Annotated in this window: 11 protein-coding genes; all 11 read right to left on the bottom strand. The window is 70.3% G+C overall.

All coding sequences use genetic code 11. From position 1 onward, the window contains the following. Nucleotides 1-102: 102 nt before the first annotated feature. Nucleotides 103-606 (bottom strand): YbaB/EbfC family DNA-binding protein, encoded by a 504-nt coding sequence (locus C4F17_RS31465; RefSeq protein ID WP_159053793.1) that lies wholly within the window; start codon nucleotides 604-606, stop codon nucleotides 103-105. 52 nt (nucleotides 607-658) lie between these two features. Beyond that, the gene (locus C4F17_RS31470) at nucleotides 659-910 is read right to left on the bottom strand and encodes a hypothetical protein (RefSeq protein ID WP_159053794.1); all 252 of its coding nucleotides are present in this window, start codon (nucleotides 908-910) and stop codon (nucleotides 659-661) included. A 26-nt stretch (nucleotides 911-936) separates the two neighbouring features. After that, the gene (locus C4F17_RS31475) at nucleotides 937-1,482 is read right to left on the bottom strand and encodes a YbjN domain-containing protein (RefSeq protein WP_199852005.1); all 546 of its coding nucleotides are present in this window, start codon (nucleotides 1,480-1,482) and stop codon (nucleotides 937-939) included. Nucleotides 1,483-1,513: 31 nt separating this feature from the next. Further along, nucleotides 1,514-2,446 (bottom strand): peptidylprolyl isomerase, encoded by a 933-nt coding sequence (locus C4F17_RS31480; RefSeq protein WP_106938297.1) that lies wholly within the window; start codon nucleotides 2,444-2,446, stop codon nucleotides 1,514-1,516. Continuing rightward, nucleotides 2,443-3,180, bottom strand: coding sequence for a hypothetical protein (locus tag C4F17_RS31485; RefSeq protein ID WP_199852006.1), 738 nt, complete (start codon nucleotides 3,178-3,180; stop codon nucleotides 2,443-2,445). The genes C4F17_RS31480 and C4F17_RS31485 overlap by 4 nt, the downstream gene beginning before the upstream one ends. A 10-nt stretch (nucleotides 3,181-3,190) precedes the next feature. Beyond that, nucleotides 3,191-4,975 (bottom strand): putative porin, encoded by a 1,785-nt coding sequence (locus C4F17_RS31490; protein WP_106938531.1) that lies wholly within the window; start codon nucleotides 4,973-4,975, stop codon nucleotides 3,191-3,193. Between the two features lie 56 nt (nucleotides 4,976-5,031). Further along, a complete protein-coding gene (locus C4F17_RS31495; RefSeq protein WP_234383061.1) occupies nucleotides 5,032-5,751 on the bottom strand; it encodes an energy transducer TonB in 720 nt (239 codons plus the stop codon). 10 nt (nucleotides 5,752-5,761) lie between these two features. Beyond that, nucleotides 5,762-6,172 carry an ExbD/TolR family protein gene (locus C4F17_RS31500; protein ID WP_056575445.1) on the bottom strand — a complete coding sequence of 137 codons (411 nt, stop codon included), beginning with the start codon at nucleotides 6,170-6,172 and terminating at the stop codon, nucleotides 5,762-5,764. Between the two features lie 13 nt (nucleotides 6,173-6,185). After that, nucleotides 6,186-7,991 carry a DUF2341 domain-containing protein gene (locus tag C4F17_RS31505; RefSeq protein ID WP_106938298.1) on the bottom strand — a complete coding sequence of 602 codons (1,806 nt, stop codon included), beginning with the start codon at nucleotides 7,989-7,991 and terminating at the stop codon, nucleotides 6,186-6,188. A 65-nt stretch (nucleotides 7,992-8,056) separates the two neighbouring features. Then, nucleotides 8,057-9,715 (bottom strand): ShlB/FhaC/HecB family hemolysin secretion/activation protein, encoded by a 1,659-nt coding sequence (locus C4F17_RS31510; RefSeq protein ID WP_234383063.1) that lies wholly within the window; start codon nucleotides 9,713-9,715, stop codon nucleotides 8,057-8,059. 248 nt (nucleotides 9,716-9,963) lie between these two features. Beyond that, nucleotides 9,964-23,685, bottom strand: coding sequence for a filamentous haemagglutinin family protein (locus tag C4F17_RS31515; RefSeq protein WP_234383065.1), 13,722 nt, complete (start codon nucleotides 23,683-23,685; stop codon nucleotides 9,964-9,966). Nucleotides 23,686-23,722 lie beyond the last annotated feature (37 nt).

Consider the following 23,722-nt stretch of genomic DNA (forward strand, 5'->3'; position numbering starts at 1 on the left):
GTTCTGACTTATTACGCGCACACTTCGACGGATCGTCCCTCATCCTGAGGCCATCAGATGCGGGCTCCAGGCGCCGCGAATCGTGCAATCGACGGGACGCCCTCAATTCGCGCCGCGCCAGTGTATGTGCACAAAGTCACTCGGGATGACGGAGCTCAGCGTGAGCTGCAGCACCATCGGCTGGCGCATGTTGCGTGGTGGCGGATCGGCCAGCGGACGGGCGGTGAGCAGCGCGCGCAGGTCGGCGTCGGCCTGCGCATCGCCGAGCGAGTCGAAAGCCACGCGCTCGACCCTGCCGCTGGAGGCAACCCACACGCGCACCACCACCACGGACGCGGGCGGGCCCGCTCGTCCGTCCTGGCGCATGCGCGATTGCATCGAGGCGTGCAAGCGCACCACGGTGTCGTTGGTGGGGTCGCCGAGCGAGGCCTGCAACTGGCTGCTCGCCAGGGTGGCGTAGCTGATCCAGTGCTGCGGCACCTGCTGACGCGGCTGCGCCGCCGCGGCCATAGGCAAAGTGGCGCTCGCAAGGCCCATGCCCCACCAGCCGAAGGCCAGTCGCAGGCGTGTCCAGCGAGGTGCGGGTCTGGCGGAAGAATCGTTCATGGCGGTCTTTCTGGATGGGGGACACAGGCCCCGCCGGCGAGCGGCACGCGGATCACTCTGTCGCGCCGGTCTCGTTCCGGCTGCGCACGTCGAGCGCACGCCGCGCCGCATTGAGCTCCGACATCGAGATGTGCATCTCGGCCATGGTCTGCGCCAGCAGATCGAGCAGCGCAGCGCGCTGCCGCTGGCGTGCGGTCTCGGCACGCCGCGCGCGCTGCGCCTGCCGTTCCGTGGCATGGATGGCACGGGCCGTCGGCAGGTCGTGGTCGTCGATCGACGGCACGGATCGGAGGCTGGAAGGCATCGCGCTTCGATGCATTCGGTGCACGCTCAGGCGGCCGCGGGCTCGCCCTGCGCGGCCACCGCGCCGGCCTCGGTGTTCGCTGCATCGCCGCGGGTTTCGGCGGCCGGCCCGTAGTTGCGCAGGTGCAGGAAGAACTCGCCCATCATCTGCATCCACAGCCGCATGGCGAACGCGAGGTACGCAGGGCTCACGCCGCCTGCGACGACCACGTCCATTTCGAGCACGACGAAGTCGCCGTGCTGCGCCACGCGGGCGAAGCGCTTGGTGCGGTGCCACGATGCCAGCACGGCATCGGGCAGCGTGCCGCCCTGCACGCGCAATGGGCAGCTCAGCGTGAAGTCGGTGAACTGGGTGGTCGTGACCGGGTTGCCCCACAGCACCTGGAATCCGATGCCATGGCTTGCGCTGTGCAAGCGCACAACGCCATCCTGTTCGATGGCCGTGACCGCGGCGCCCGCGGTCTTGATGGCGTCCGACACCTGTTCGGGCGTGACGGCGTCCAGCAGGTCGAGGTGCGGCGCCTCGATGGCGACGTCGTTGGCTTGGGTGTTTGTTGTCGATGTGTTGTTCATGCGCATGCCCCTGTTGTGGGAAAAGAATGGTTCAGTTCGTCTTCTGGATCGCCGCATCCAGCGCGGCGCTGTCAATGCTCAGTTGGGTCGGTGGCGCCAGCTGCGCCAGGTAGGCCTGCACGAGCTGTTGCTGGCGCTGCTGGCGCAATGCGGCGTGCAGCTGCGGCCGCATCTCGTCGAGCGTGGCGGTGCGCGCGGGCTGCACGTCGATCAGCTTCACGACATGGAAGCCCGCCTCCGCCTGCACCGGCTCGCTGACCTGGCCCGGCTTCAGCCGGGCCACCGTGTCGCGCAGTTCGGGGAGCATGCGCGCCAGCGGCAAGGTCGCGACCTCGCCGCCACGCTCCGCCGTGCCCTTGTCCTGCGAGTTGGCGCGCGCCCCGGCTGCGAAGTCGCCGGCGCGGGCCTGGCGGGCCAGCCTGCTCGCCTCCTCGCGCACCTTGGCGATGGCGACCGCATCGCGCCCGGGCGTGGCCAGGAAGATCTGCGCCACGCGATAGCCGGCGGGCAGATTGAAATTGGCCTTGCCCTGCTCATACGCGGCATTGAGTTCCGCGTCCGACGGAAAATCCGGCGGCACCTGGCTTACCGATTCGAGATAGCTGGCAGAAACGATGCGCGCGCCGACCTCGCGCACTGCCGCATCGACCTTCGCCTTCACCTCGGCCCGCTCGGCCCAGCCCTTGATGCGGGCATCGCGCAACAATGCTTCGCTCAGCAGCCGCTGGCGCAGCCAGCCGTCGAGGCTCGCGCGGTTGGCCTTCACCGCGGCGCGTTCCGCGTCGGGCAACGCCCGCAGCAATTTCTCGACCTCGTCCTGCCCGATCGAGATCTCGCCCATCCGGGCCACGACGGCATTGCCAGCGGCGGGTGCCTGCGCGGCGGCCATGCCAGCCGACGAGGCCAGCAGCACGCCCACAAGGGCAATCGCGGGCGACGGCAATGGGTACTTCATGCGCTTCATTGCTTCTCTCCTTGTGCGGGAGCGGCCGGGGCCGCGGCGGCAGGCGCCGGTGCATTCACCGCGCGCACGTCGAACTTGCCTTCGTAAAGCTTGTCGCCGTACTGCTGTGCGATCTGCTCGAACTTGACGCGGCTCTGCGCGGCAAAAGGCTGGCGCGATGCCAGCACGCTGCCCAGGTCCACCGTCTCGTAGGCGCGCAGGATCTCCTGGCCCACGGCATAGAGCTGTGCGTTCTTGGCCTCGCACTGCGTGAGCGCGGTGCGTTGCGTCGTCGCCTCGGCCGCGAACCGCTGGCGCTCGGCCTCGGAGGCGCGCGCCAGCTTGAGCAGATCGTCGTAGGCTCCACGGTACTGCGCGACCTGCGCGCCGGCCTTCTCGGCCGTGGCCTGCGCCTGCTGGCGCAGCTGTTCGCTGCCCGCACTCGCCTGTCCACGCGCATGGCGCTCTGCGGCGAGTTGCTGCTGGCTCTGTGCGAGCTCCCTCTTCAGCGCCTCGAGTTCGGACTTGCCGGCCGGCGCAGCGGCCGCGGAACCTGAGACCGCTGCGCCGTTGGGCTGCTGCCCGGCCTTGAGCGCGGCCAGCTCGTTCTGCGCCTGCTGAAGCTGCGAGGTCGTCACGCGCAATTGCGCGCGCAGCCGCTCTTCCATGCTCTGGCCCTGCTGCTGCGCGTGCGTCACGCCAGCCGTGGCGGCCAGCGCTGCCAGCACCAGCGCCGGGATGATTTTTGAGGGCACGACAAGCTCCTTAGAAACGCGCATTGAATTCGAGCTGCAGGGTGTCGATCGACAGCGGCGGGCCATAGACCTCCTTGGCGGAGATCCAGCGGGCGGTGAACCACATGTTCTTGTCGATCGCGTACGAACCGCCCAGGAAGTAGCCGCGCGCATTGGTGCCGCCGCCGTGGAAGGTTGAGTCGTTGTAGCCGTCGGGCATCGCATCGGGCTCGATCCGCTTGTAGCCCGCGAGCACGTTCCAGTCGCCGCGCGCCGCCGGCGCCGGCTTGCCGTAGGTAGCCTGGATCTGGTAGGCATTGCCGCCGCTCTTGAAATCGGACTGGCTGGTGCCGCCGCCGGGTCCGAAGTTGTTGACGATGGCGCCGCGCGTGCCGGCACGGTTCCAGATGTCCTTGGCGTCGTACGCAGTGTTCTTCACGAAGTTGGCGTCCAGGCGCAGGTTGTTGCCCGCCACCGCGGTGTCCCAGCGCAAGTTCAGGTCGATCAGGCGAAACTTCGAGGCCAGCCCCACGTACTGCGGCTGCGGCGTGCCAGCCGGGTTGAGCGGGTCCAGCGAGATGTCGCGCAGCAGCATGAGCGTGTTGCCCTTCTGCATGAAAGCCGGACGCGACCAGTCGGTGCTGCAGCCGTCGGCGCCAGCATAGAGCGCGCAGGGCTGCGAGACCTGGCCGGAGATGTTGCGGAAGTTGTAGTACGCGAGCGCGCCGCGCACGCGGTTGTCGTCGTTGATCTTCCAGTCGGCGCCGATCTGCGCGCCGAAGAGCCACTTGTTCTCGCTCTTCATCTTGTCCTGGCTGCGGCTGGGCGAATTGTCGGACGAGTACTCCAGCGGAATCAGGCCCAGCGTGCCGAACAGCGACAGGTCCTTGTTGCCCAGCTTCTTGTCGAACTGGGCGGCGATGCCGTCGAAGTTCAGGTCGTTGGAGAAAAGCACGTCGCTCGACATGAATGGGTTGCCGAAGCGGCCGGCCGTCACGGTGAGCCAGTCGACCGGCTTGTGCGATATCCACATCTGGTCGAGCCACACGCTCTTCTTGCTCAGGCCCCCGCCCAGCGTCTGGGTGGTCGACACCGGGCTCTCGTCGCTGCCCGAGGCCAGGCGCACGCCGGCCTTGGTGTTCTCGGAGAGGTCGGCGAACACGCCCAGCCGGGCGCGCGCGCGGAACAGATTGCGCCGGTCCTTTTGCGTGTTGAGGATCGAGGGCAGAGAGAGGTTGGTGTTGGGATTGACGTCGTAGCCGCTGCCCTTGTTGAGCTCGGACCAGTTGACCTCGATGTTGCTGTTGTTGCTTGCGTAGCCGCGCGATTCGTTGCGCACGCGCACATCGCCTTCCACGCGGATGCGCTTGCTCCACTCGGGCGTTTCGTTGGGCGCGGCCCAGCCTTCGTCCTTGGCCTGGGCCATGACCTGCGCCTTGACCTCGTCGCGGATCTGATCGCGCACGGTCTGCGAGATGTAGGGCACGCGCACATCGCCCGCTTCCAGGCGCAATCCGCCGGCCGTGGCAGCCGATGCCGCGGTGGCCGAAGCCGCCATGCGCTGCGTCTGCTGCGCCGCGAGCGCCTCGGTCTGGGCCTGGGCCAGCAGGGCCTCGCCCACGTCTTTGGCGAGGGTGCCACTCTGGATCAGGCCCCGGATCAGCTTGACCATGGCGGTCTCGGCGGGTGCTCCGCCCGTCTGGGCCGCGGCACCCGTGGCCGCGAAGACGAACGCGGAGGCCACGGCCGCCGCGAGCGCGCATTTGCGCAGGGTCGGCAAGGCGCCCCGGCTCGGAATGTTTTGAAGATGGTTCATCGCTTCGTTCACAAGATTGAATGGGACAGACAGGGCTGGGGGCACGGTCGCGGTCGTCATGGCCGGCGCCCCTTCATGGACACGCGCATCGGAAAACGCAGCGAGGCCGGCGGTTTCTCGTCGATGCGGTCGAGCCCGCGCACCATGGCGAGCACCGCTTCGTCGATGTCGCTCGTGCCGGTGCCGCGCACCAACTGCGCACGCGTGGTCTTGCCGTCGGGACCGAGCCACAGGTCGACCTGGATGTCGTCGAACACCAGTTGGCGCGTGCGCGGGTCGCGCGACAGCGCCTGCTGCAACATGCTCGAGACGTACCGCGCATACGAACCGCTGCCCAGGCCGCCGCCGGCACCAGTGCCGCTCATGCCGCCGCCGCTGCCGGCCTGGATGCCGAAGGCGTCGTTGCCGGCCTGCGCGGCGCTGTCCATGGTCACCGGGTCGCCCAGGTCCTTCGACGGGCTTGGCGGCGTGTCGTCCTTCGGCGGCTCCAGCGGTTCGACCGGCTTGGGCTCTTTTTCGACCACTTCGGGCTTGACCTTTTCGGGCTGGGGTTCCGGCGGTTTCTCGGGTTCGGGCGGCGGCGGGGGTGGCGGCGGAAGCATCAGCATCGGCGCATCGGCCACCACGCGCCGGGTGCTCGCGGTGTCGGCGAGCAGATGCCAGACCAGGGCCACCAGCGCGGCGAAGATCGCCACGCCGATGGCCACACCGCCCCAGCGGCGCCACAGCCCGCCCGCGCGCTGCGTGGGCGGAGAAGTCGGATCGCGAGGTTTCACGCTCCGCCCCTCACTTCTGCTTGCCGGTCACGAGGCCGATCTGATTCAGCTCGATGCGGCGCAGCAGATCCAGAACGTCGATCACCTTCGCGTACTGCACGCTGGAGTCGCCGCGCACGATCACGGGAAAGTCCGGCGACAGCGCCTTCTCGGTACGCAGGCGCTCCTCCAGCTCCGGCAGCGTGACCGGGTACGCATCGAGGAACACGTTGCCCGCGTTGTCGATGGTGATGGCCTTGGTCTTGGGCTTCTCCAGCGCCACCGAGGCACTGGCCTTGGGCAGGTCGACCTTGATACCGGGGATGCTGGCGTTGCTGGTGAGGATGAAAATCACCAGCACGACCAGCAGCACGTCGACGAAGGGCGTGATGTTGATGCCGCCGGTGCGCCTGCGCGCCGTGAACTTGGCTGGGGTTGCCATGGCGGTTCGCTCCTCAGGCCCGGGCCGACGGCAGCGAGCGGCCTTCGCCCTGCTCTTCGGCCAGGCGCGTGACGAACTCATCGACGAACACGGCCATGTCGGCCGTGATGGCGTCCGAGCGCGAGGCGAGCCAGTTGTAGCCGAACAGCGCGGGAATCGCGACGCCCAGGCCGGCGGCGGTACACAGCAGCGCGGCCGCCATGCCCGGGGCCACCGAGTTGATGTCCACCGCGCCGGCCATGGCCGCCACGACGAACACCAGCATGATCCCGATCACCGTGCCGAACAAGCCCACATAAGGCGCGCCTTCGATGGTGGTCGAGAGCCAGTTCATGCGCTTGGACATGCGCTCGATCTCGCGCACCATCACGCCGTCCATGGCCGCGCGGATGGCACCGATGGTGGCAGCCGACACGGCGCTCAGGTCATAGCCGCGGTCATGGCGGCGGCGCATCTCGCCGATGGCCACCTCATAGAGGCGCCAGAGCGACGAATCGGCACGCACGTCTTGCGGCACCGTGTTGCTCGTGGCCAGGCGGTCCAGCGGTGCACCGGCGGCTTCGCGGAAATGCTCGATGAAGGCTTCGTTGGCGCGCGAGGTGGCGCCATAGTGGCGGCCCTTCGCAATCATGATGGCCCACGAGACGACCATCATCAGGCCCAGCAGGCCCACCACGATCCACGCGTCCAGCGGCATCGCGGCCAGGATGAAGCCGAAGTGGCTCTTGCCGGCCTGCTGCTCGTCGGCACCGAACACCGTGAGGCGCGACTCCGCGCCCTGCGAGACGGCATCGGCCAGCAGCAGCGCATCGGCGCGCGCCACCTTGGACAGGCGCACTTCGTCGATGGCGCCGGTGAACGGTGCGAAGGCTGCGGCAGGCTGTGCGCCCGGTGCGGCCGATGCGCCGGGTGTGGCGGCCGGCGCATCGGCGCCGAGCGCCGCCGCCGTGTTCAACGCCGGCAGCTTGCCCGCCAGCGACACCGTGGGACGTCCGCCCACATACAGCGCCACGCTCTCACCCTCGGCCTTCACCGCCAGGTGCGACCACTGGCCGGCCTGGATCGGCTGACCGGGCGTGCTGCGCTGGCCGTTGACCTGCACGAAGGGCACGCCCTGGTCGATGCCGATCACCAGTTCGCCGGCACCGTCGCGGCGCGCATAGATCGCCTGGCGCGCGCCGAGCTGGTCGGGCTTCACCCAGGCCGAGAAGGTCAGCGTGCCGCCGGCCTGCACGGCGAGCGACGGCGTGGCGGGCAGCATCAGCGCACCGGTGCCGAGCTGAGCACCCTTGCCGATGACGGTGCCTTCGACCGGCACGGCCGGCGTCTGGCCGTTGTTGCCGTAGGCCGTGGTGTCGCGCGGGGGCACCGCGCCTTCGGCGAAGTGATAGACCAGCGTGTAGTCGGGGTCGAAGCTGCGCTGGCCGTTGCCGGACGCGGGCGCCTTCGGGTTGCCGTAGTACATCCACAGCTTCTGCGGCGTGCCAGCCGACACGTTGGGCACGTCGACCCAGATCAGCGCCATGCCCAGCAGCGGATCGAACTGCTCGATCTGGTGGTTCAGCACGGTCTTGTCGTCGGCCGCGACGAAGCGCAGGTCGGCGCCGGTCTCGCTCACGCCTTCGAACTTGAAGTTTCCCGTGTGAAGGCGCACCAGCACCGGCACGCGCCCGGCATCGCTGCCGATGGCACCGGCCTGCGGGCCGCCGTCGACGGTGACGGGCTTGCGGTAGGACCACTCGGCTTGCCACCAGGCGTGGGCCATGCCGGGCAAGAGCGTGCTCAGCAGCGTGAGCACGATGAAAAGAATTCGTCGCATGACAGGTCTCCGGAAAACTCGTAGAGAGAGAAAAAAGTGAATGAAAAAAGGGGATGCCGCGCGAATCAGTAGTTCGCGGTGAGACTGAAATTCACCCGCGGGTCGTGCTTCTTCGTGCGCGGACCGTCGATGAGCGGATAGCCGATGTCGACGCGGCCCGCGAGGTACTGGCCGACCTTGAAGGTGGTGCCCACGCCCACCGAATACAGAGAGAAGCGGTCGTCCTGTTCGGGCAGCGGGCTCTTCAGCCGCAGCCGCGCGGCGTCGGCGAAGGCATAGACGCGCCAGTTCTCCACCGTGCTGCCCAGAAATGTGAGTGGCTTGCTGCGCAGCTCGACCGAGCCGACCACGCCGTAGTCGCCGGTCGCCTCGGCCGAGAGATAGCCGCGCACCGAATTCATGCCGCCGCCTGCGATCTGCTCGCTGGAAACCAGCGGCGAATCGGTCATCTGCCCATTGAAGCGGAAGGACAGCTGCGAGCCGCCGTCGAAGGTGTGCGTGCCGTTGAGGTCGGTCTTCAGCACCATGAAACTGGGCGAGGACTTGTAGCGCTTGTAGTCGAACTCGGCCTCGTTGCTGCCGTACTTGAAGGAGCTGCTGGTGCCCACGACCAGCGATATGCCTACGCCGTACTGGCCCTTGTCCGACTGGCGAAAGCCCGTGTACGACAGCGTGATCGGCGCGTACTTCAACGGCACGGTGTCGCCGCTGCCCTTGAGCGTCAGCGCTTCCTTGTTGTTCTTGAAGTCGATGCCCACGTTGAACGCGTGCCACCAATCGCCGGCATTCGGCACGGTGTAGGTCGCCTTCAGGCCGATCGAGTGGCCCTTGCCCAGCACGTCGGTGCCACCCACGGTGGCCACGTTGCTGTCGGACACGAAGGCGTTGGCCTCCACGCTCCAACTGGAGCCCGGGATCGGCGCGGCGTACGAGGCGGAGATCACCTTGGTCTGGCTCAGGTCCTGCGGCGCGCCGAAGAAGCTGATGGACGCGCTGTGGCCCAGTTGCCAGAGGTTGTCGTGCCCCAGCGAGGCGCTGGCGCGCAGCTTGCGCGTGTCGGCGCTGTAGTCGTTGTTCAGGCCGACGCTCGCGCGCCACGGACTCTGGTCCTCGACCTTGAGGTCCACGTCCATGGTGCCCGGCATGCTGCCCTGGCGCACCAGCGGCATCACCTGGCGCTTGGGGCCGCGGTTGAGCGCGCTGAGCTGGGTCTGCGCCTTGTTGAAATCGGGCACGACGCCTTCCTTGAGCGCCGGCACCTGGTCGCGCACGTCCAGCGGCGAGTTGTACTCGGCGCCCACCACGCGCACGCGGCCCACGCGGGTCTCGTTGACCTGCAGGAACACGATGCCCTGCGTCACCTGCTGTTCGGGCAGGTCGACATAGACCGACTGGTAGCCCGCCGCCTGGTAGGCCGCGAGCAATGCGTCGCGCGCAGCCTCCACGTCCTTGAGCGTACGTTCGGGACCGAGAAAGGGCGTGACGGCCCTCTCAATCGCACGCGCATCGAGCACGGTGTTGCCGCGCACGATGTACTCGGCAATGTCGACCTTCCGGGCGGGCTCGGCCGGTGCCGCCGGTGCGGAGGCACTCGCGGGCACAGCGGGTGCAGCGGACGGGGCCGCGGGCGTCGGCGCCTGTGCGATAGCCGCTCCCTGCGCGGCCATCGCCATCGTTGCCAGCCACACCGCTCTCCAGCGGGTCGGTGGGCCGTTCTTCTTCATTTCATGCATTTGCAGCTCGGTTCTCAAAGATGAAGCTCGCGTGGCAGCGAGTTCATGATGGAGAGCCTTCATGTCGCTGCTGCGTACCTGTATCTAGACGGGCAGCGCGCGCGGCGACTGTCGTTTGTCACGAAAACTTCATCAAGAAATCAGGCAGCGGTCCTGTTCGGCCGGTTCTGCGCACATAAGAAGAAGGGCCTCCGCGCGGGAGGCCCTTCTTCTTTCGGATGACGCGCGAGGTCAGTCGTTCATTGCTTCAGGCCGCGCTGCTCGCGCGGCGTCAGCGACTGCATCTGCGCTGTGGTGAGCGCGCCGGCACCAAGCACCTGCACCACGCCCTTGGGATCGTAGGCCGCGCCACTGTGCTCGCGCCGCGTGCCGCTGTCGCTGCTGCCCGCATCGCCCGCGCCTTCGTTGCCGAAGCCGAGCACGCGCACCGTGAACACCGACGGCAGCGCCTGACGCTGCGCCGCGCGGTCGCGCTGCACCGCGTCCTGCGCGGCGGTGGCCGCCTGCGACGCCGCGGCGCTGGCGTTGGTGAGCGCGCCGACGTTCACCGCCGCGATCACCGGAATGCCCACCGACTGACCCTTCACCTGGATATTTTCCGCATTCACCACGCGCAGCGCCGCCAGATTCACGTTGCCCGACACGCGGATGCCGGCCTCACCTGCGTCGCTGGTGCCCAGCGGTGCGATCAGGTCAATGTCGCCTGGCGGCACTTCGGGTAGCGGGTTGAGCGTGGCGATGCCCGCGCCGGTGTTGGGCGCGGTCGGCGACAGGCTCACCAAGCCCACGTCGTCGTAGGCGCGCCGCTGCGGCGTGTACACCACGGTCGACTTGGAGCCCCGGCCCGCGTTGATGTCGCCCTGGGCCGACCAAGCAAGGATGTTGCCGCCGAAGGTGGTGAAGATGCGGCTTTGGCCCAGGAGGATGCTGCCGTTCGAGAAGATCTCGATCTCGCCCGCGCCCTGCGTGAGCACGCCCGAGCCTTCGCCCGGCACGAAACCGCCGTCCACGCCGACCAGCGTGCGCCCGCCCGGCACCATGAGGCGGATGTCGCCGCCGAAGTCGGTGTGGATGCCCGCGTCCTGCACCTCGTAATGCGGCACGTCGTAGCCCGGGCTGCCGATGGCGATCCACTCAGCCTTGGTGAGGTACTTCACGCCGGGCTTGGGCCGCGTCGTCGGGATGCCGTTGACCACGGTCTCGTAGTACAGCGCGCTGCTGAACATGGTCAGGTCGCCCTGGCGCTCGATCGCCTTGCCCTGCGCGTCGTGCGTGGGGAACAGCGTGGCGATGGCTTCGCGCCCGCGCAGATAGCTGCCCTCTCGCGGGCCGCCCGCGGCGTTGTACTCGCGGCCCGCGGCCTTGAGCTCGGCGTAATACACGGGCCGCAGGAAGGCGCGCTGCTGCTCGGCCGGCAGCGCAGCGAAGAAGGCGCGCGCATCCGTGGACGCGGCGTCGAAGCGCAGGCCCAGGCCGTTGCGCTTGCCGTCGCCGAAGCGCTCTTCCAACCAGTTGACCAGATGCAGCTGGCTGGTCAGACCGTACTCGCGCTGCAGGTCGCGGTTCGGCGCACCGCCGCTGGCACCGCCCGCCGACTGCTGGTAGGCACTGTCGATCTCGGCCTGCTTGCTCGCGAGGTAGGCCGGCGCGCCGGCCTCGTCACCGCCGTAACCGAATTGCGCCTGCAACCAGCGCGCCAGCGTGAGCCGGTCGCCATACACCACCACGGCCTTGCCCGGTTGATCGGCCAGCGGCTGACCGGCGGCAGCGAGGTTGGCCGGATCGAGGTAGCGGGCGGCAAAGGCCGAAAAGTCAGGCCCGTTGCGCCCCACGCCTGCGGCCACCGCGATGCCCGCGCCGCTGCTGCGATCGCCAGGCTTGATGTTCGCGACCGCGCCGATGCTCTTGAGCTCGCCCTTGTCGGCCATGTACACGTCGCGCCCCGCGGTCACTTCGAGCAGGCCGGGGCCCGCCACGTAGAAGCTGCTGTAGCGCACGTCGCGCCCGGCGGACACCACGGACACGTCGTCGGGGTTGTTGTGCACGATCAGGTTGCCGCGCGCGCTGCCGGACTCCATCGCGATGGGCTTGAGCGGCGCGCTCGCATCGGCGCGGTTGACCTGCGTGGTCCATCCGAGCGCTTCGACGGGCGCCATCTCGTACTCGCCCAGGCCGGTGCCCGAATTGACGATGTCGCGTCCCGCGCGCAGCGCCACCGGCCCGCCGCCTTCGTACCAGGTGGGCAGTGCGCCGGGAATGCCGCCGTTGCTGCCCGCGCCGCGGTACACGATGGCGCCGGTGCGCACGCCGATCACGTCGCCCTCCACCGCATAGAAACGCGCCGGCTGCTGGCCCGGCACGCTGTCGCCCGAAGCGCTCGGCGACTCGAGGCTGAACAGCGGATACCGCTGGTTGCCCTCGCCTGGCCTGTAGGTATCGAGGAAGACGCTGGGTGCCAGTGCGTCGGGGCTGACGTTGCTGAGCTTGCGCGGGCCGAACCAGGTGCGCTCCAGGCTGCCGCTGAAGCCCGGGTTGAACGGTGTCGGCAAGCCGGCAGGGTCGGCGCCCGACTGCGTGAACGCGTAACCGCCCGCATAGATCGAATCGCCCGCCATCAGCTCCAGCTGGCCCGCGCCCGCATGGGTGAACTGCGGCCCCACGGGCGAAGGCGCCAGCATGACGCCGACTGGCGACTGCACGGCCTTGTTGCTGCCGTCGACGGCGCCGCTGATCGAGTTGCCGTAGTACAGGCTGCCGCTGGCCGCGACCGCGCGGAACATCGAAGGCACCATGTAGCGGCCGTCCGTGGCCTGGCCGTCGGCGCGACTGCGTTCGCCGACGATGGCGGTCGACGGCGCAAGGTTGCCGCCGGCGCTGAACAAGTCGATGCCGCTGGCCGGGGTCCACAGCGAGAACCAGCTGAAGCCCTCGCCCGCGCGCTGCACGCCCTCGCCCACGAACGGCGTACCGTTGTTGACCTGCGCAACCCGGCCCGGGTCACCCACGCTGCCGAGCACGAGGTCGCCGCGCGCATCGATGCGCACGGCCGCGTCGCCGGGCACCAGCAAGGGCCCGCCACCCGCGATGGACGAAGTGGCGGTGTAGACCTGGTAGGCGCGCGACTCCTCGGGGTCGGCGCGGTCGAAACGCAGCTCGATGCCGCCGACCGCGCCGGCCTGCACGCGCAGCGCGCCGCGCAGGTTGACGAAGGTGCTGTTGAGGTCGGGGCGGGCGCCCTGGTAAATGGTCTGAGGCGTGGGGTCGTTGGTGTTCGGGAACGAGCGTAGCTCGGCCACCGGGTTGAGCCGGCCGCCGATGCGCACGTCGAGGTCACCGCCGCCGGCCAGGGTCAGCTGCTGCCCGTCTGCCGACACGCGGCCGGTGCCGCCCACCACCAGGTTCAGGCCGGTGCTGCGTGACACGAAGCTGCCGGCCAGGTCCATGCGCCGGGTCAGCATGCCGGCGTCGCCGCCCGCCTCCAGCACGAGGTTGCCGCCGCCGAGCGTGCCGATGCCGGTGAAGCCCGTCATGAACGGCGCCGTGCCGAACAGGTCGTAGGCGCTGCTCGGGCCGGACACATAGCTGCCGAAGTTGATCCACCACGCGGTGGGCACGCCCTCGCTGCCGGACACCGCGCTGCCGGTGCCCTGGCGCCACAGCCAGTTGCCGACGTCGGCGCTCGCAGGCATGGGCCTGATGTTGCCGATGGCATCGTTGCGGAACTGGCTGCCTCGCTGACCGATCAGGTCGCCGCGCACGTCGCCCTGCGCGCGCACCAGCACATTGCCGCCGTGCTCCGGGTACCAGGCGCGGTACAGGCTCTGTGCGCCGCCGTCGACGAAGGGCTCGTAGGCCGCGCCGTCGGCGCCGAGCACCGTGCCGTCGATCCGGGAGCGCGGCAGGTTGTAGGCCGCGGCAACGCCACGGGCCTGCGTGCCGGCGGTGTACACCCCGTACGGCGAGCTCATGGTGAAGTCGCCGCCCGAAAGCAGGTCGAGGTCGCCGGTGCCGGTGCGCAGCACGCTGAAGAGCTGCTGCGTGGCCGGCACCGGCACGGTCTTGGGCATCGACCCGAGGGGCGCCCAGGTCACGAGATTGCCCAGGCCCATGTCGTTGAGGGCCCACAACGCGTCTTCGCCGCCCCAGTCGTCGGGGTTGGCGAGCGTGCCAGGCGCGGCGCCGATCTGGTTGAGCGAGTCGCCCATCCAGTAGTACTGGCCCGCAACGCCCGCTACCGGCGCCTGCAGCGCCAGGCCGCTGCCCATGCCGTAGTGCGTGTCGGCCATCAGCAACTGGCCCTGGAAGCTGCCTGCGCGGCGCGGGCGCAGCGCGCGGCTGTCGGCGGCCTGCGTGTCGGCGCCGGCCACCAGCCGCATCGACCACGACTGCGAGCCCTCGGCCAGCATCGGCGCCAGGGCGAGGTTGCGCCCCTGGTTGCCGTTGGCGTCGGCCGGGCGAAGGTTCACGAAGACCGCGTCGTCGGGCAGCTTGACCAGTGTTTCGGCCGGCACCACGGCGCCCTTGGCCAGCTTGAGCGAGCCGGCCAGGATCACGCCGTTGGCGGGAACGTCGGGCAGGCCGTCGCCGTTGTAGTCGGGGCTGGGTGTATCGTTGACCGCGCCGACCGGGAACGGCAGCGGCACGCCGGCCGGCCAGGTCATGGCCGCCACGCGCGCATCGCCCGGCAGGCGGTTGCCGGCGTCGAGCTTCATGCCGGCACGCAGTGTGACGGCCTGCGCCAGCACTGTGCCGGCCGCGTGCAGCACGTTGCCCGCCGCATCGCGCACCGCGCCGCCGAGCACCGTGCCCGCGGGCAGCACGAAGTCGTCGGAGAGCGTGGCGGCAGCCGCCAGCACGGTGCCTGCACGCAGGCTCATGGCCTGCATCGGCAAGGCGTAGTTGAGCGTGCGGCCCGACTGGAAGAACGTGCCCTCGGCCAGTTCGGCCATGCCGCCGTGCGGCACGACCACGTCGCCGCCCCACGGCACGCGGCCCCTGACGAGCACCCAGCCGTTGTCGCTCGGCGTGGGCTGCAGCACGGAGGTGTCGAAGCCGTCGGCGATGCTGCCGTACACGTTCAGGTTGCCGCCCGCGCGCAGCACCAGTGCGCCGGACTCGCCCGAGCCGTAGGTGCCGGTCTGCTGCGTGCGCGGGTTGACGCTCGCATAGCGGTAGCCCGACAGGTCGATGTCGCCGTCGACGTGCAGGTCGCCGTCGGGCGTGGCGCTGACCACGGCCACGCCGGGGCGCAAATGGAAGGCGTCGCCGTAGGCGCGCAGGCCCGCCAGGCGGTTGTTCACGAGGTCGCCGTTGGCCAGCACGTTGCCCATGAAGGCAACGCTGTCCGCATGCTTGGCGTCCAGGTAGGCCTGGTCCACCACCTGGTAGGGGCGCCCGTCGGCCGCGGCGTCGGTGCCGACGGCGGCGTCCTTGTAGGTCCAGAAGCCGTTCACGGTGACGTTGCGCGCACCGTCGATGCGCACCTGCCCGCTCGCGTCGATGGCAATGTCGTTGCCGCGCGCGCCACCCAGGCGCTGCGCACTGAGCTCCACCGTGCCCAGCGATTGCGCCGCGCCGTCGGTGCCCGCGCGCACGTCCATGCGCGCGCCGTTCTCCAGCACCAAGCGCCCGCTTCCCGCGTCGATCTCGATGACGGCGCGGTTGGGCGCCTCGATCGGCTGGCCGTAGCTGTCCACGCGCAGCACGCGGCTGTGGGCGTCGAGCACGGCCGCGCCGCCGATGGTCACGCCGTCGCGCGCGGCCAGGCGGATGCTGCCCGCCTGCTCGTCGCTGGCGTCGATCGTTCCGTTGACGGCCAGCCGGCCGCCGTCGACCGACACGCTGACTTCGCGCGCCTTGAGTTCGTCGCCCACCGCAAGGTCGCCCTGCTTGAACTGGAAACTGCGGCTGCCGAAGACGCCGCCTTCGGTGAGGCGGCGGTTCAGGCCCACGAAGTCGTCGATGTGCTGGCCGCGGATGTCGGCGCCGCCGGCCGCGTACGGCACCCGCGTGCCGCCCGCGTCGTAGCCGCCGCTGCTCGCGCCCGCGATGGCGCCGTTCAGCGCGACCGTGCCGGCGCCTTCGCCCAGCGCCAGCACCGTGAGCTTGCCAGCGCGGTTCTGCTCGGCCGAGATGTCGATGCGCGAGCCGGCCGACTGGCGCACGTCGCCGGCGCGGCTTTCGAGCACCACGTCGCCGCCCCAGCTGTACTTGGGCACGTCGAAGAAGTCGATGCGGCGGCCCGCGAGGTCGAGCTGCGCGCCGTCGTCCAGCCGCAGGTGGCGTCCGGCCGAGGCCGTGAGCTTGCCGCTGGGCAGCGCGATGCGGCTGGCCAGCGTGAGGTTGCCGCCGGCGTCCAAGCCGATTTCGGCGCCGAGCGCCTGGGCCAGCGCCTGGCCCGAGAGCGCGGGCGCCACCGCGCCCGCCGGGGCGCCCAGCACGATGTCGCCGCCCGCCTTGAGCTTGTTGACCGAGCCGGCCTGGCCGGTGAGCAGCGGTGTCTGGATGCGCAGGTTGCCGCCGGTGAACGCGTAGCCTTTCAGCGCGTCGTCCCACGCGCCCTGCGACTGGTAGACCGACAGCGACCCGGTGTGGTTGGCCGTGATGCGCTCGCTGGCGTTGAGCGCCACCTCGCCGAAACCGAGCACCAGCCGGTCCATGCCGTGCAGGGTGTCGGGCCGGCTGCCGGGGCCGTAGCCGAACTCGATCTGGTTGGCGTCGATCTGCAGGCGGCCACTGCCGCTGCCCGCCCCGCCCGCGGCCACCAGGCCCGGCGACGTGGCGGCGCCGTTCCACACCAGGATGCCGGTGTGGATGCGCGCGAGCGCATCCGCACCGCCCGCGCCGTAGATGGCCGGCGTGCCGAGCACCAGCCGCTCGAGCGACGAGCGGCCGGTGGCGGGGTCGATGGTCGAGAGCTCGACCGAGTCGTGGAAGTTGACGGCGTCGCGCGCGGTCAGCACGAGGTTCTCCAGCGCGGGCGCGCCGCTCGAGGGGTCGCCGCGCAGCAGCCGGTCCAGGATGCCCTGGTTCAGCGTGAGGCCCGGCGGCAGGGCGTTGCGCGCGGCGGCGGCGGCCAGCGCGGCCTCGCTGCCGACGTTGATGCCACCCACCGACAGCACGAGGTTGCGCGTGCCGTAGCGCGAGGCGTCGCGCAGTTCGAAGCTCTGGTCGGTCGAGGCCGCGATGGTGCCCTCGGAGTAGAGCTGCGTGATGCCATGGCACAGCGAGCCGCTCGCGCAGCCACCGATGTCGATGCGGCCGGCGCCGGCGTCGGGCGAATTGCTGAAGCCCGGCGCCAACAGGTCGAGCCAGCCGTTGGACACCGCCAGCACGCTGGATGTGCCCGGCGCGTAGACGAAGCCGTCGCGCGAGTCCCAGGCCGCGCGGCCGCGGCCCAGCGTGTTGATGCCCGCGCCCTGCTCGATCACGATGCCGCCGGCCTTGGTGTTGGTGACGAAGAAGACTTCGCCGGCACGCAGCACGGCGCCTTCGCGCAGCACGATGTCGGCCGCGCCGGTGAGGAAGCTCGCGATGTTGGCGCGCTGCGAGGTGCCCGTGTAGTCCACGTAGCTCACGCTCGGCAGCCCGCCGATGCCCAGCCGCGGCGCGGCGATGGCGTTGAGCGCGCCGGCATGGACCGAGACGCCCTTGAAGTCCGGCGTGGGCGCGGCGCCATCGGCCAGCACTTCGTAGCGCTTGCCGTAACCGCCGACCAGCAGCGCGCTGCCGCCGAAGCCGCCCGCACCCGGCGTGTAGTCGACCTGGCCGGCAAAGCGCAGCGCCGGGGCGTCGCTGGTCGCGCCGGCACTGGCAGGCGCGGCCAGGTCCAGGCGCAGCATCTTGGCATCGCGCTCCAGCAGCGGGCGCGGCACGCCGTCGCGCTGTGCCCGCGCGATCGCGAAGTCGGCGTAGGAGGTCTCGTTGTACTGGGAGTAGCTGCGCAGCGTGTCGGCCGGCGTCACGAACACCTGCGTGGGCAGCGTGTCGCGGATGGCGGTGTTGGCCGTGCCGAGCTGCGCCGCGGCGGCGTAGGAGCCGTTGCGCATGGGCACCGTCACGCCCGAGGGCGGCAGGTTCGGCGCCAAGCCGTTGAGCTCGACGCGGAACGCGCCGGGCAGCAGCGCGAAGGTCGAGGGCAGCAGCGTGTAGGTGCCGGCGGGCAGGCCGGGCACGCCTGCGGCGACGGTGATCTGGCGGCCCAGCGCGGGGTCGCCCGCGCCATGCTCGGCGACCAGCGGCGCATAACCGGCCTGCGCCCCCGGGACGATGGCGTACACCGGGTTGGTGGCCAGGCCAGGCAGGGTGAAGGTGCCGCGCGCGGTGGTCTGCACCAGCGGGTTCATGCGCGCGTCGGTCGAGCCGCCGCGCCCTGCGAGAAACGCCGCACCGGTGAGCTCGCCGCCGCCGCTCAGGTCGAGCACGGCGCCTTCGCGCACGCTCACCGCGTGCGCGGCCAGCGTGACCGAGGGGTCGTTGCCCACGCCCTTCCACACCACGTCCTTGCCATCGTGCATGTAGCTCAGGCCGTCGAGCGTGCCGCCATAAGGCATCGTGAGGCCGTTGGCACTGACCGAGGTGACGCTGCCGGGCAGCAGGTTGACCTCGCCGGTGAGCGAGCTTCCCCCGATCGCGCCCAGCGTGATCTCGCCCAGCGGCGCACGCACCACGCCGCCCTGGTTCACGGTGGCCGCGGCGAACCTCAGGCTGCCGAACACCGAGTAAGGCTGCGCGGGTAGCGGTGCCGAGGGATCGATGCGCTCGATGGTCAGGCTGCGCGCCGGATCGAACTCGCGAACCAGCGTGCCGTATGCATCGACCCCGCCGCGCTCGCCCACGAAGAAGCTGCCGCTGTCGTTCATTGCGGGGTAGATCTGCGAAGCCGCCAGCGTCAGGTTGCCGGGCGTGTAGAAGGTGGCCGCCTGCGACAGGCGAACGTCGCCGCCGCTTCGCATCGCGATCTGGTCGAAGGCCTTGCGTTCGACCACCAGCGGCTCGGCCGCGTTCTGGACGATGGTGCCGCGCGCGCCGGTGTTGACCACCCCGACGATGTCGATCAGCTGCGCGTCCAGCGACAGGCGCGAGCCTTCGGCCACCAGCGGCAGGCCGAGCGCGCCGCCGCCGGTGCCACCGTTCTTCGAGCCGCGCACCGGGTTCGGCATGATGTAGTTGTCGGCCTGCGTGCGCGTGCTGCCGGCCAGGCGGATGTAAGGCGCGGCCAGGTTGACCTGCGCGCCGGGAGCGGCGCCTTCGGCCAAGTCGATCGCGCTGGCCGTCAGGCGCAGGCTCTGGCCCAGGCGCAGGTCGATGTTGCCGTCGAAGCTCGCGAGGCCGTTGGCCATCAGCGAGAGGTTGTCAAAGCCGCCCGCGGCGATGCGGTCCACGCCGATGCGGGCGTGGCCGTAGGCCAGCGCTGCCTCGCGCTCGCCCGCCTTCAGGCCGGCCGAAAGACCGCTGTCGCCTTGCGACTGCGCCAGCACCAGCTCGCGCGGCACGCGCACCGCGTCGTCGACGTTGATGCCCTTCAGGTCCTGGCTGCCGACCACGCCGTAGTTGGGCGTCTCCAGGCTCAGCGCCAGCGTGCCGCCGGCCGCACCCGCGCCGCCGGCGGCCGCGCGCAGGCTCCCGTCCAGGAACATGCCGCGGTACGAGGCCAGTGAGATCACCCCGCCGTCGCTGGTCACCTCCACCGTGCCGCGCCCCGGCAGGTCCAGCCGCGCCGCGGCACCCGATGCATCGAGCCGCGCGCCGGGCCGCAGCACCACGAAGGCGTCGGCCGCGTCCACCAGGCGCGCGTCGGCGCTGTAGGCCGCGCCGATCTCGATGCGTCCGCCCTTGCCCACCCGGCCGTACACGCGGCCCTTCGAGTCGACCGCAGTGTCGGCGCGGCCGGCGGCGTCGAGCACCGCGTGGTCGCCGATCCAGATCGAGGTGGCATTGGCCGCGCCGGACGGCCGGTTCACGTCGTTGCCAGTGCCAAAGGCGCCCGGCAGCACGCCGATGCGGCCGCCCCATGCGTTGAGCGTGCCGTCGATGGTGATCTGCCCGTTGCCCGTGAGCGTGAGCGCGCGGCCCGGATCGACCGAGATTGCACTGCCCTGGCCCACCGCCAATGGCGCCTGGCTGTAGACAGAGCCCGCGTTCAGCGCCAGATCGGCGCCGGCGCGCTGCGTGAGCACGCCCTTGAGCGGATCTTCCTGCCACAGCGGCGGCAGCCAGCGCTGCAGCACCGCCGATGGATCGGCGCCGGTGGCCGTGGCGCGCGCCGCGGCCACGTCGGCGCGCAGCACGGGCATGGCCACGTCGATCCGCGCGCCGCCGGCCACCTGCACGCCCTGCTGGGCGCTCACGCTGTAGCGCGAGAAGCCGCTTTGGAAAAGGCCGTCGTCGAGCACCAGCAGCGGCTTGACCGCCACGTCGACCGGGAGCCGGTTGCCGGCCATCAGCAGCGCGCCCGCGCCCAGCACCACATCGCGCGCGAACGGCGTGCCCGCAGCCACGGTGGCGGTGTAGTCGGGCACCGGCATGCCGTTGGGGAACGCGGCGGCGGGCACCACGTAGCCCGGCGCCATCTTGCCGGAGATGTTGACCAGCTCGGTGCCTGCAGGCACCGTGCCGCCGCTCGTGTAGATGTTGCCGGCCTTGCTGTAGACGACCACGTACTCCCAGGCCACGGTCGCGGCGGGCACCACCCAGTCGGCGGGCAGCGTGTAGGCGCGGGTGGGCGAGAACACCGGCATGACCTTCAGCGCCTCGCCCGGCGCGACGGTGTTCGCGACGTAGCTGAAGTCCTGCGGCAGCACGGTGCCCGCGGGAATGGTGAAGGCTTGCGCCAGCGTGAGGTGCACCGGCACCGCTTCGCCCGCCGACAGCCGGCCCGGGTTGGCGAGCACGCCGCCGCCGATGGCCACGCCGATGCCGGTGTCGATGCTCAGCGTGCCGCCACCCTTGACGCCGTGGCCGCGCAGCTCGCCGTCGAGCAGCAGCGCGCCTGCGCCGCGGCCGGTGGCGTCGTACTGGTTCGACTTGAGCGTGATGTCACCGCCGCGCCCGCCCTGCAGCGACGCATCTGCCATCATGGCGGCGCCCGAGGAGGTGTCGATCACCGTGCCGGCGTGCAGCCGCACGTCGCCCGTGCTGCTGATGGAAACGCTGCCGCCGTTCACGTACGGCAGGCCACCGATGTCGGCGGCGTTGCTGCGCAGGTTGGTCCAGAGGCCGCGCGTATCGAGCACCACGCCGCCGGCCACGTCCACGCCCGGCGTGTAGCCCTTGGGCGGCTCGGCGGCAATCGGCTGGTCGAGCCAGCTGGTCGTGCTGCCGGACTGCAGCCGCCCGACCATGTTGCCCAGCGCGATGCTGCCGCCGCGCGCAGTGAGGTTCGCCTTGACGTCGACCTGCGTCGCGTGCAGCGCGATGCTCCCGCCGCTGCCCACCGCCACGTCGGCGTCGACCGTGATGCCGCCGGTGGCATAGGCCTTGAAGCCGCCGAGCGCCAGGCCGTTGAGCCAGCCGGCGTCGATCTTCAGCTTGCCGTTCAGTTCGTCGGGCAGCGCGTCTTCCAGCCGCAGGCTGTTGGCGATGCGCGGCGCCGCGCCGATGTCGATGCGTTCGGCCGCGGCCTGCGGGCTGTCCCGCAGCATGCCGGTGCCGGTGTCGAACACCGGGCGCAGCTGGCCGATGACGAGCTGGCCCGCGCGCGGTGCCGCCGTCTGCAACTGCCGGTAGCCGTCGAGCGCCGCGTCGGGCGCATTGCGCTGGCGGTCGCCCTGGAACACGGTGGCCTCGACGTCGCCTTCCAGCACCGCCGACGTCGTGCCCACGATCACGCGGCCCGCATCGCGGCCCACGGTGTAGCCGTTCTCCAGCAGCTCGCGCGCGCCGATCAACGGGTTGTAGAAGAACTCGGTGGTGTTCTTGCCCCAGCGCGCGTGCGGGTTTTCGAAGCCACGGTACACACCGGTGTAGAGCATGTCGCCGGGCGCGTTCGACAGGTTGTAGAGCCGGCCGTCCTTGCCCATGAGCCAGCTCTGCTTGAGCATGCCGGTCTGCACGTCGAGCGAGCCGCCCGACACGTTGATGGCCGAGCCGGCGCGTGTCACGAGCTCGCCGCCGCCGAAGGCCACGGTGCCGCCGGACGCGGCCCACTCGCCGATGCCGTGGCCGCCAGTGTTCAGGTAGCCGCTCACCTCGAGCAGCCCGCCGCCGGTGTACCAGCGCTCGGTGGCGTAGCCGTTGGTGCCCGCGGGCACGCGCACCAGGTAGCGGCGGTCGATCCAGAGGTTGGCGTTGTTCAGGTTCTTGCTGTCGCGATTGCCCGGTGCATCGCGCTGCTCGTTGCCCTGGACGTTCACCTCGATGTTGTTCGACGCCATGGCCACGCGCACGCCCACCGCACCCGCGACGTCGATGGCCGCGCGCTCGGCCAGATGGACGCGGCGCGTTGCATTCACGTTGACCTGGCCGCCGGTGGCCAGCGTCATCGAGTCGGACTGGAACTCCACGTTGCCGCTGGACGCGATCTGCACCAGCGACAGGTCACGCCGGTTGTACGCGCCGTCCGAGAGGTTGGCCGATTCCTTGATGAGCGCATCGCGCTGCACGTCGAGCGCGGTGGCCTTGCTGTCGTCCAGCAGCACGGCACTGACGCTGCCGGGTGCGAGCGTGACGCGCGCATCGGCCTCGCCCGCATTGCCCGTGGCGTTCAGGTGCAGCGTGCCCCGCGTGGTGACGCTGGTGCTGGACAGCAGCACGCCCGATTGCTCGACCGTGCGGCCAGTCAGCGTGATGTCGCCGGTCAGCGCTTGGATCAGGCCCGAGTTGGAGACGCTGCCGGCGGTGCTGTCCTTGTTGCGCGCGGGGGTGACCTCGTTGCCGCGCGTGCTCGACTGCTGGTTGCTGTCGGTGCCCAGGCCCTTGCGGATCACGAAGCTGTCGCCGGCGGCGAGTGTGGTCTGCCCGCCCGGCGTGAGGATGGTGCCGCGGTTGTGCGCCTCGCGTCCGGCCAGCAGCACGTAACCCCCGCCCTCGGTCACGGTCTGCGGCTGGCGCGTGGAAATGCGCGCACCGGGTTCCACGATCACATCGCCCGTGGCGTTGCCGCTGGCGACGGCGGTGGCGCTCGCGGTCAGATCGTTGGCCAGCGTCGGCACGAAACCGGTGCCGAGTGCCTCGCTGTAGATGCCGCGCTTGAACTGCGCATCGGTCATGCCCACGGCGGAGGCCAGCAGGTTGCGCGTGTCGACCTGGCTGCTGCCGCTGAACACGATGCCGTTGCGGTTGACCACCATCACCGTACCGTCGGCCTGGATCTGCCCCTGGATCTGCGAGGGGCGTGCCTTCGGGTCGTTCACGCGGTTGAGCACGGCCCAACTGGGCTGCTGCTCGAACCGGAGCGTGGTGTTGCGTCCGACGTTGAAGGTCTCCCAGTTCAGGATCGCGCGCTCACCGGTCTGCGTGACGGTGACCTGCGTACGGCCGCCGTTCTGCGTCTGCACCGGCGCATTGGCATTGGCCCAGCCGGCCGTGAGGCTGGCGGTGTCCACGCGCAGGCCCCCTTCGGCCAGGCCGTCGGGCACGCTGGTGCCGGTCTCGAGCGCCGCACGCCGCGCGGCTTCCTGCGCGGCCTGCTGCGCCGCGATTCCGCGCGCGGCGATGTTGAGGTTGCCGATGGAACGCTGCAGCTGCTCGCTTGCACGCTGCTGCTGTGCCTGCGGACTGGTGAGCGTCGATGCGGGCATGCCGTTGGGCAGCCGGCCGGTAGCCACGGCGGCGTCCTGCGCCATGTTTTTCTGCGCCATCCACGCGCTGCTGAATGCACGCTGTGCGTGCGCGCTTTCTGCTGCGGCGGTGGCGGCGAGCATCGCCAGGATGGCGTGGACCAGCGGCGTGAGACGGGCCCTGGGAAAGAAGGGAGAGAAAGAATTCGTGTTGCGCCGGGACACCGTGCTGCTGCGTTGCATGCGGACTTCCATGGGTTCGTGTTTCATTGCTCGTTCG

The organism is Variovorax sp. PMC12 (genome assembly GCF_003019815.1).
Classification (GTDB): Bacteria; Pseudomonadota; Gammaproteobacteria; order Burkholderiales; family Burkholderiaceae_C; genus Variovorax.

What these genes read in the sequence shown, in the direction of transcription:
- C4F17_RS31465 (WP_159053793.1), bottom strand. Translation starts at nt 606, where the DNA reads ATGAACGATTCTTCCGCCAGACCCGCACCTCGCTGGACACGCCTGCGA.
- C4F17_RS31470 (WP_159053794.1), bottom strand. Translation starts at nt 910, where the DNA reads ATGCCTTCCAGCCTCCGATCCGTGCCGTCGATCGACGACCACGACCTG.
- C4F17_RS31475 (WP_199852005.1), bottom strand. Translation starts at nt 1,482, where the DNA reads ATGAACAACACATCGACAACAAACACCCAAGCCAACGACGTCGCCATC.
- C4F17_RS31480 (WP_106938297.1), bottom strand. Translation starts at nt 2,446, where the DNA reads ATGAAGCGCATGAAGTACCCATTGCCGTCGCCCGCGATTGCCCTTGTG.
- C4F17_RS31490 (WP_106938531.1), bottom strand. Translation starts at nt 4,975, where the DNA reads ATGAACCATCTTCAAAACATTCCGAGCCGGGGCGCCTTGCCGACCCTG.
- C4F17_RS31500 (WP_056575445.1), bottom strand. Translation starts at nt 6,172, where the DNA reads ATGGCAACCCCAGCCAAGTTCACGGCGCGCAGGCGCACCGGCGGCATC.
- C4F17_RS31505 (WP_106938298.1), bottom strand. Translation starts at nt 7,991, where the DNA reads ATGCGACGAATTCTTTTCATCGTGCTCACGCTGCTGAGCACGCTCTTG.
- C4F17_RS31510 (WP_234383063.1), bottom strand. Translation starts at nt 9,715, where the DNA reads ATGAAGAAGAACGGCCCACCGACCCGCTGGAGAGCGGTGTGGCTGGCA.
- C4F17_RS31515 (WP_234383065.1), bottom strand. Translation starts at nt 23,685, where the DNA reads ATGCAACGCAGCAGCACGGTGTCCCGGCGCAACACGAATTCTTTCTCT.